This window comes from Rahnella sp. PD12R (assembly GCF_019200965.1).
In the GTDB taxonomy this organism is placed as follows: Bacteria; Pseudomonadota; Gammaproteobacteria; order Enterobacterales; family Enterobacteriaceae; genus Rahnella; species Rahnella laticis.
The window spans coordinates 128,932-137,575 of record NZ_JAHTMS010000012.1 but is presented as its reverse complement, the minus strand read 5'-3'; the positions used below and the strand labels follow the sequence as shown (position 1 = coordinate 137,575).

The following is an 8,644-nucleotide window of genomic DNA, read 5'->3' as shown; positions in this document are numbered from 1 at the left end:
GTCTTCCCTGTGGCTTTAAGCCACCTGAAGGGACGTTTAAGACTAAGACGTTGATAGGCTGGGTGTGTAAGTGCAGCGATGCATTGAGCTAACCAGTACTAATGACCCGAGAGGCTTAACCTTACAACACCAAAGGTGTTTTGTATTGGCTCTGTGATAGACCTAGATTTTTCAGCTGATTGTTCCGAGATTGGTTCGTAGTGCAAGCCTGAGGTAGGGTGAGCGTTATGAATGAAACAGAATTTGCCTGGCGGCAGTAGCGCGGTGGTCCCACCTGACCCCATGCCGAACTCAGAAGTGAAACGCCGTAGCGCCGATGGTAGTGTGGGGTCTCCCCATGCGAGAGTAGGGAACTGCCAGGCATCAAATTAGTTCCTTTTCCCCTGACAAGGAAAATAACAGGAACAAACTTGTATCAGACGATTTCTGATGTAAGTGAAAGAACCGGTGGAGCGGTAGTTCAGTTGGTTAGAATACCTGCCTGTCACGCAGGGGGTCGCGGGTTCGAGCCCCGTCCGTTCCGCCAATTATTAAATATTATGCCTGCTAAATTAGCAGGCATAATAGTAAGCGTAATATAGGGGCGTAGCTCAGTTGGTAGAGCACCGGTCTCCAAAACCGGGTGTCGCGAGTTCGAGTCTCTCCGCCCCTGCCATGTTAAAGCCCTTCGCGAAAGCGAGGGGCTTTTTTGTTATATGCCTCTCTCACTTTCCCCGTTGCCCACATAACTCTGATTTAATCCTCCTTTTGCTAAACTTTTGCACCAATAACGCTCAAATCCTCCCCGTTTTCTGGTTGTTTTTTGTCATGTTTTGGCTAAATACATGCACTAAATGATTGTTATCCCCGTATGTGACACCGCTCATGCTCCCATTTTTCCAGTGTACTAAACCTAATCATCGTCCGATGACGATTGCCCGACTCTGGCATATGGCATTCCCCCCTTTTATGGCGTTTTAATCGCGAGGGAGGAATGCATATGTCGGATGAACATCCTGGCCGTACCCAACGAGTCATAACAAAAAGTAGCTCAGACTACACGCGAGGAAAAAGACATGTACAAACGCTTATTAGTGGCAGCAGCAGTTGCAACAGCACTTTGTGGGGCGGCGCAGGCAGCTCCGCTGGTTGTGGGTTTTTCGCAGATCGGTTCTGAGTCTGGGTGGCGTTCTGCTGAAACTAAAGTATCGAAATCAGAGGCTGAAAAGCGCGGCATAACACTGAAAATTGCGGATGCCCAGCAAAAACAAGAGAACCAAATCAAAGCGATACGTTCCTTTATTGCACAAGGTGTTGATGCGATCTTCATCGCGCCTGTCGTCGCAACCGGTTGGGCTCCTGTTCTGACTGAAGCCAAAGAAGCCAAGATCCCGGTATTCCTGCTGGACCGCACTATCGAAGTCAGTGATCCGACGCTTTACACCGCTGCTGTCGCTTCCGACAGCGTTTACGAAGGTAAAGTGGCCGGTGACTGGCTGGTTAAAGAAGTCGCGGGTAAACCTTGTAACGTCGTGGAATTGCAGGGAACCGTCGGTGCCAGCGTTGCTTTAAACCGTAAACAAGGTTTTGCCGATGCGCTGAAAGCCGCGCCTAATGTCAAAATTATCCGTTCACAATCCGGCGACTTCACCCGCAGCAAAGGGAAGGAAGTCATGGAAAGCTTCATCAAGGCCGAACAAAACGGCAAAAATATCTGCGCTGTTTACGCACATAACGATGACATGGCAATCGGTGCCATTCAGGCAATTAAAGAAGCCGGTCTGAAACCAGGTTCGCAGATCAAAATCGTTTCAATTGATGGTGTTCCGGATATCTACAAAGCCATGCTGGCTGGCGAAGCGAATGCGTCTGTCGAGCTGACACCAAACATGGCTGGTCCGGCATTTGATGCGCTGATCGCAATGAAAAAGGACGGTACTCAGCCTAAGAAATTCATCCAGACTCAGTCCGCTTTAATCCTGCCTGATATGGCTCAGAAAGAATACGACATGAAAAAAGACATGGGTTATTAAGCCGATTTTACCGGCTTGTCTCATGGGTAAGCCGGTAAAAATTATTCCCTTTTCGCCGCTGGCGAATGCAGCAGGAGTAGTGACGTGACGGATAATCCAGATTCAATATCGCTGCTTGAAGTGCGCGGCTTGTCAGTTGAATTCCCGGGCGTAAAGGCGCTTGAAAATGTCGACTTCACCCTCGAACGTGGCGAAATCGTTGCACTTTTGGGGGAAAATGGTGCCGGTAAATCCACAATGATTAAAGCGCTGACCGGCGTATATAAACGCTCCGCAGGTCAGGTTTTTCTCAATGGGAAATCCATCGAACCAGTAAATACCGCAGACGCACAGTCTCTGGGGATTGGGACGGTCTATCAGGAAGTAAACCTTCTGCCGAATATCTCCGTAGCCGCTAATCTGTTTATCGGACGTGAACCTACCCGTTTCGGGCTGGTGAATCAGCGCAAAATGGAACAGCAGGCTGAAGCGCTTCTCGAAGGCTACGGATTACACCTGGATGTCAGCCAGCCACTTTCCACATATTCCATTGCCATACAGCAGATAGTGGCCATTGCCCGTGCCGTAGACCTTTCCGCTCAGGTTCTCATCCTCGATGAACCGACCGCCAGCCTGGATGCCAGAGAAGTCAGCATGTTGCTGGATATTCTTGTGCAGCTGCGCAACAAAGGCGTCGGGATGATCTTTGTGACTCATTTTCTCGACCAGGTTTATCGTATCAGCGACCGCATTACCGTTTTGCGTAATGGCAAACGCGTCGGCTCGGAGCGTACCGCCGATCTGCCGCGCATTGAGCTGGTTCCGATGATGCTGGGGCACAGTTTTGACGAAAGCCTGCTTAAACGCACCGAGCACCGGAATGTCACAGGGGAGCCATTAGTTGATTTCAAAGATTATGGTCGTCGTGGCGTGGTTGAACATTTCGATCTGAAAGTTCGTCGTGGAGAAATCGTCGGACTGGCCGGGCTACTGGGTTCTGGCCGCACGGAAACCGCCCAGCTGATATTTGGCATTAAAGGCCATGACAGCGGTAATGCGCAGGTCGATGGTCATGCGGAAACGATCAATACGCCACGAAAAGCGGCGAAGCTCGGGTTTGGCTATTGCCCTGAAGATCGTAAAACCGACGGGATTATAGGTGCGGCAACGGTTCGCGAAAATATCATTCTGGCGTTGCAGGCCCAGCGTGGCTGGCTGCGTCCTTTACCGATGAAAGAACAGCATCAGATTGCCGAAAAGTTTATCAAACTTCTGGGTATCCGCACGCCCGGCACTGAGCAGGAAATTCAGTACCTTTCTGGCGGCAATCAGCAAAAAGTCCTGCTTTCCCGTTGGCTTGCGACCAATCCCCGCTTTCTTATTCTCGATGAACCCACTCGCGGGATTGACGTCGGTGCGCATGCGGAAATTATTCGCCTGATTGAAAAGCTTTGCGATGAAGGGTTGGCGCTGCTGGTCATTTCGTCTGAACTGGAAGAGCTGGCGGGTTATGCCGACCGTATCGTGGTGCTGCGCGACCGTCGTCATGTTGCTGAAATTGAGCAGGCCGAGATCTCCGTGCCAGCCATTATGAAAGCCATCGCGGCTCAATGAGGAGATACCGATGAGTAACAGGAGTCTGCCGATGACAGGAAGACCACGCAAAGTGAGATGGGTATTTCCCAAAGGCGCCACGCAGATCGGCGCTTTTGTCGCAATATTACTGATCGACAGCCTGGTCGCACCGGGCTTTTTCTCTATTCATATTCAGGATGGCCGCCTGTTTGGCAGCCTGGTTGATATCTTTAACCGCGGCGCGCCGGTGGCTCTGCTGGCTCTCGGTATGACGCTGGTTATCGCCACGGGCGGTATCGATCTTTCTGTCGGCGCGGTGATGGCGATTGCCGGTGCGACGGCGGCAACGATGACGGTTCAGGGGTATCCGCTGATGGTGGTGTTGCTGGCGTCGGTAGGCGTCGGCGCAGTCTGCGGTCTTTGGAACGGTTTTCTGGTCGCCGTTTTGCAGATTCAGCCCATTGTTGCCACGCTGATGCTCATGGTAGCCGGGCGCGGTATCGCACAGTTAATTACGGAAGGTCAGATTGTCACTTTCGAGCACAACGGTCTTTCTCAGTTCGGCAGCGGTTCGTTGTTTTACCTGCCGATGCCGGTGATTATTGCTGCCGTCATGCTGATACTGGTCTGGGGGCTTACGCGTAAAACCGCGCTCGGGCTCTTTATCGAGTCTGTTGGCATCAATATCCGCTCTGCTTATAACGCCGGTGTGAATACGCGGCTGGTGCTCATTTCCACCTACGTTATTTGCGGGATATGCGCTGCAGTCGCGGGCGTCATTGTCACGGCGGATATCCGCGGTGCTGATGCCAACAACGCCGGATTATGGCTGGAGCTCGACGCTATTCTGGCCGTCGTCATCGGCGGCGGTTCGCTGCTTGGCGGGCGTTTTAATCTTCTGCTTTCCGTTATCGGCGCACTGATTATTCAGGGGATGAATACGGGCATTCTGTTATCCGGCTTCAAACCGGAATTCAACCTGGTTCTGAAAGCGCTGGTTGTTCTGGCCGTGCTGGTTGTGCAATCACCGCGCGTTTCCTTCAGTAATCTGTTCCGGAGGAAGGGATAATGCTTAAAAGAAATTTGCCCTTACTGATTACGATAGTGGTTTTTCTTGCCGGATACGCTTACTGCTTCACGCAATTCCCCGGGTTTGCATCGACGCGCGTGTTCTTTGATTTACTGACGGATAACGCGTTTCTCGGCATCGTGGCCGTCGGTATGACATTTGTGATTCTCTCGGGTGGGATCGATCTGTCTGTCGGTTCTGTTATTGCGTTTACCGGAGTATTGCTGGCAAAACTGATTGGAGATTACGGCGTCGCGCCGGGTTATGCATTTGTGATTGTCCTGCTAATGGGGGCCATGTTCGGGGCGCTGATGGGCTGGATCATCGACACACTGAAACTCCCGGCCTTTATCATCACCCTGGCGGGGATGTTTTTCGTGCGCGGTATGAGCTTTATCGTCTCTGAAGAATCTCTGCCGATTAATCATCCCGTTTATGATTTTCTCGCCAACTATGCGTGGAAAATGCCGGGCGGTGGCCGTTTCACGTTGCTGGCACTGGTAATGCTGCTGGTGGTCTTTGGCGGCATCATTCTGGCTCACCGTACGCGTTTCGGTAACAACGTCTATGCCGTGGGCGGCAGCAATGTATCTGCGGCGCTGATGGGCGTTCCCGTCAGACGCACAACGATTTATATCTACATGCTGTCGAGTACGCTGGCGGTGTTATCGGGGATCATCTTCTCGCTCTATACGTCAGCGGGGTATGCGCTGGCGGCCAGCGGCGTTGAGCTTGATGCGATTGCGTCTGTCGTTATTGGCGGCACACTCTTGAGCGGCGGCGTGGGAACGGTGCTGGGAAGTTTGTTCGGCGTCTTAATTCAGGGGCTTATCCAGACTTACATCACGTTTGATGGCACGCTCAGTTCATGGTGGACGAAAATCGTCATGGGCGTTTTACTGTTTATCTTTATCGGACTGCAAAAAGGCATGGGCACCTTCTGGACTGCCAGAAGGGCGCGCCATCCGCGACCAGAGCCGTCCTGAGCCAGGACGGTGTCAGAAGTTAGTGATCAGCGGTGTTTTGAGTAACTGACGGATCAGAACCTGCTGATCGCTGTTTTGCAGCCAGACAGCGTACAACGGGCGGATCACCGGCGGAACATCTTCGTGCGCGGCGAGTTGCGGATATTCTTTCGCCCAGTGCGCTGGCAGGAAAGCGCAGCCACCGGTATTTTCCAGCAACTGACGGGTAAGTTGCGCAGACGTTGTGGTCAGCACCGGTTCCTGATCGCTGTTTTGCAGCTTTTCCTGCTGCGGAAAATCTGCGCCCCATTCCAGTTTCACGTAAGGCGTTTGTTCCCCTCTGACCGTTTTCTTCGACGAAAAAAGTCGTAACGAGAAATTACCCAGCAACTGGCTCGACAGCTCATCCATCTTGGGTGGCTCAGTGGTGATCAGTAAATCCAGTTGTCTTTCATGCAGTTGTTTGACCAGAGACTGGCGTAAAGCGATGCGCGCCTCAAGTCTCAGCGTGTCACGTTGGGTGTAAAGCGACTGCATCCAGGGTGTCAGATAGGCTTCCCAAAGCGATGCCGTAGCGCCAATCGACAATTCTGTGTGCTGTAACGAGCGTACAACCTCTTTTTTCGCCATTTGCCACGTAGACATCAGATTCTCGGCATAGGGCAGCAGGCGTTCTCCTGCGGGCGTTAAGCGGATGTTATTGCGATGCCGCGTGAACAAATTGGCGCCAAGTTGGGTTTCCAGTTGCCGGATACGAAAGCTGACAGCCGATTGCGTCAGATAAAGGGATTCCGCCGCCCGACCAAAGTGGCGAGTTCTACTGACCTCCAAAAAGGTTTTCAGTAATTCCGTGTCCAAAACTATCTCCAATAATTTTTGTCGTTAAGATTTAAATGTTTTGTTTTACACAATGTCAAGCCTAACTAATACTCCGCGCCATAACAGCACGACCATGAGAGAATTAGGAGCGTGTCAGATGGCGGAAAGCTTCACCACGACAAATCGTTTTTTTGATAATAAACATTACCCTCGCGGGTTCTCCCGGCATGGCGATTTCACCATTAAAGAAGCGCAAATGCTAGAACGTTACGGCTTCGCTTTTAATGAGCTGGATCTGGGGAAACGTGAGCCCGTTACCGACGAAGAAAAGCTGTTCCTGGAGGTTTGCCGTGGTACGCGCGAACCTGTGACAGATGCAGAAAAAGTGTGGAACAAATATATTGTCCGCACCCGTCGTCCGAAGAAATTCCACACGCTGTCCGGCGGCAAACCGCAGGCTGACGCTGTAGAAGACTATACGGAAAGCGACGACTGACGACTAATGAAACGGGGCGATGCCCCGTTTTTTTATGCCAGATTCTTATGTAAAGTTAACAATAGCCTATCCATGGTGCGATAGCTCAGCGCCTCTGAAATATGTTTTCGTTCAATCGATTCTTCTCCTCCTAAATCGGCTAATGTTCGCGCAACTTTCAGGATCCGGTGCCACGCCCTCACTGACAATCCCAGTTTATGCAGGACCTCTTCCAGAAATTCCGCATCCGCTTTTTTTAAAACGCAGTAAATTTCGACTTCGCTGCTGTTCAGCCGCGCATTGATTTTCCCCGCGCGTTTCAGCTGAACCTCCCGTGCGGCTAATACCCGTTCCCGAACCTGCGCACTGCTTTCCCGCGCTGTCGGCGTATGGTTTTGCTGGCTCAAAATTCCGGGCGGCAACAGCGGCACTTCAATCGATAAATCAAACCGATCCAGGAAAGGGCCGGAAAGCCTGCCCAGATAGCGTAAAACCTGCTGTGGAGGCGTACGGTTGTGGATCCCCTGATAGTGTCCGGTCGGGCTGGGATTCATCGCTGCAATCAGCTGGGCTCTGGCCGGATAACGGACTTTTGCCCGCGCCCGGGAAATCGTAATTTCGCCTGATTCCATCGGCTGGCGCAAAGCATCCAGCACCTGACGCTGGAATTCCGGAAGCTCGTCCAGAAACAGGACGCCATTGTGAGCCAGTGAAATTTCTCCCGGCTTGGGCAGAGAACCCCCGCCGACCAGCGCGCTGATTGACGTACTGTGATGCGGCGCCCTGAAAGGCCGTACTCGCGAAAACTCACCGTCATCTTCCGGGTTATACACCAGGCTGGCGATAGCGGCGGTTTCGAGTTTTTCTTCGTTGCTGAGCGGGGGAAGTAATCCGGGTAAACGGCTCGCCAGCATGGTTTTCCCAGTGCCCGGCGGCCCGATTAGCAATAAGTTATGGCCTCCGGCGGCGGCGACCTCCAGCGCACGTTTTGACTGTTCCTGACCAATGATATCGGCGATGTCAGGCTGGCAGGCCGGTTCCGGCGTAACGGGCGGATATTCAATCGCCGGCAGGCTGTCCTCGCCCTGCAAAAAAGCGCAAACCTGTAGCAGATGTCCGGCAATATTGGCGACGCCGGGGTCAAGCAGCGTCATTTCGGACTGATTGGCTTGCGGCAAAATTAATATCCGGCCTTCTTTCTGTGCTTCGAGCGCAGCAGGAATTGCGCCGTTAACGCTGCGCAAAGCACCCGACAGTCCCAGTTCACCCAGAAACTCATACTTCTCCAGTCTGTCGCCTTTAAGCTGTTCAGAGGCCACCAGAATCGCCAGCGCGATAGATAAATCATACCGGCCACCTTCTTTGGGCAAGTCGGCAGGGGCGAGATTCACCGTAATGCGCTTGGGCGGAAAACTGAAACCACAGTTGATGATGGCGCTGCGGACTCGGTCTCTGGCCTCTTTGACGGTGGTTTCGGGCAGGCCGACCAGCGTCAGGGCCGGTAAGCCATTACTGATATGCACTTCAACGGAGACACCGGGAGCCTGAACACCCAGTGATGCGCGGGTATACACCACGGCTAATGACATGCTTCTTCCTTGGCTGTGAATTTTCCTGAAAGGCAGCATGCCGCAGTCGGTAACGATTTTGGGAAGAAGATCTGCCAAATGCGCAGCGTCACGTAAAAAGACTCGCGGGTTCATCAGGTTGCATTGCGGCAGTGCGTAGTGCGCCGCACTCGCGGTAATAC

The 8,644-nt window shown here is 52.5% G+C and carries 7 protein-coding genes, 2 tRNA genes and 2 rRNA genes; 9 read left to right on the top strand and 2 right to left on the bottom strand.

Features of this window, described 5'->3' with window-relative positions; all coding sequences use genetic code 11:
- The 8 genes from KWG64_RS21195 to yjfF all read left to right on the top strand — a co-directional run.
- A 23S ribosomal RNA gene (locus KWG64_RS21195) occupies positions 1-123 on the top strand; the annotation flags it as partial.
- Positions 124-246: 123 nt separating this feature from the next.
- Positions 247-362 (top strand): 5S ribosomal RNA (gene rrf / locus KWG64_RS21190).
- Between the two features lie 87 nt (positions 363-449).
- Positions 450-526, top strand: a tRNA-Asp gene (locus KWG64_RS21185).
- A gap of 53 nt (positions 527-579) precedes the next feature.
- Positions 580-655, top strand: a tRNA-Trp gene (locus KWG64_RS21180).
- A 400-nt stretch (positions 656-1,055) separates the two neighbouring features.
- On the top strand, positions 1,056-2,012 hold the full coding sequence (gene ytfQ, locus KWG64_RS21175; RefSeq protein WP_101079483.1) for a galactofuranose ABC transporter, galactofuranose-binding protein YtfQ: 957 nt from the start codon (positions 1,056-1,058) through the stop codon (positions 2,010-2,012).
- 111 nt (positions 2,013-2,123) lie between these two features.
- Entirely contained in the window at positions 2,124-3,605 is a 1,482-nt protein-coding gene (gene ytfR / locus KWG64_RS21170) for a galactofuranose ABC transporter, ATP-binding protein YtfR (protein ID WP_195825768.1), read from the top strand.
- 10 nt (positions 3,606-3,615) lie between these two features.
- Positions 3,616-4,635, top strand: coding sequence for a galactofuranose ABC transporter, ATP-binding protein YtfT (ytfT, locus tag KWG64_RS21165; protein ID WP_218523044.1), 1,020 nt, complete (start codon positions 3,616-3,618; stop codon positions 4,633-4,635).
- On the top strand, positions 4,635-5,621 hold the full coding sequence (gene yjfF / locus KWG64_RS21160; RefSeq protein ID WP_195816094.1) for a galactofuranose ABC transporter, permease protein YjfF: 987 nt from the start codon (positions 4,635-4,637) through the stop codon (positions 5,619-5,621). Before ytfT ends, yjfF begins: the two co-directional genes overlap by 1 nt.
- 12 nt (positions 5,622-5,633) lie before the next feature.
- Here yjfF and hdfR read toward each other — a convergent pair whose 3' ends face one another.
- The gene (hdfR, locus tag KWG64_RS21155) at positions 5,634-6,458 is read right to left on the bottom strand and encodes an HTH-type transcriptional regulator HdfR (RefSeq protein WP_152324746.1); all 825 of its coding nucleotides are present in this window, start codon (positions 6,456-6,458) and stop codon (positions 5,634-5,636) included.
- Positions 6,459-6,576: 118 nt separating this feature from the next.
- Here hdfR and KWG64_RS21150 point away from each other — a divergent pair, with 118 nt between their 5' ends.
- Positions 6,577-6,915, top strand: a complete 339-nt coding sequence (locus KWG64_RS21150; protein ID WP_095924170.1) for a DUF413 domain-containing protein — start codon at positions 6,577-6,579, stop codon at positions 6,913-6,915.
- A gap of 32 nt (positions 6,916-6,947) precedes the next feature.
- On the opposite strand, the gene KWG64_RS21145 is transcribed toward KWG64_RS21150, so the two are convergent.
- The gene (locus KWG64_RS21145; RefSeq protein ID WP_218523043.1) at positions 6,948-8,483 is read right to left on the bottom strand and encodes a YifB family Mg chelatase-like AAA ATPase; all 1,536 of its coding nucleotides are present in this window, start codon (positions 8,481-8,483) and stop codon (positions 6,948-6,950) included.
- Between the last annotated feature and the right edge of the window lie 161 nt (positions 8,484-8,644).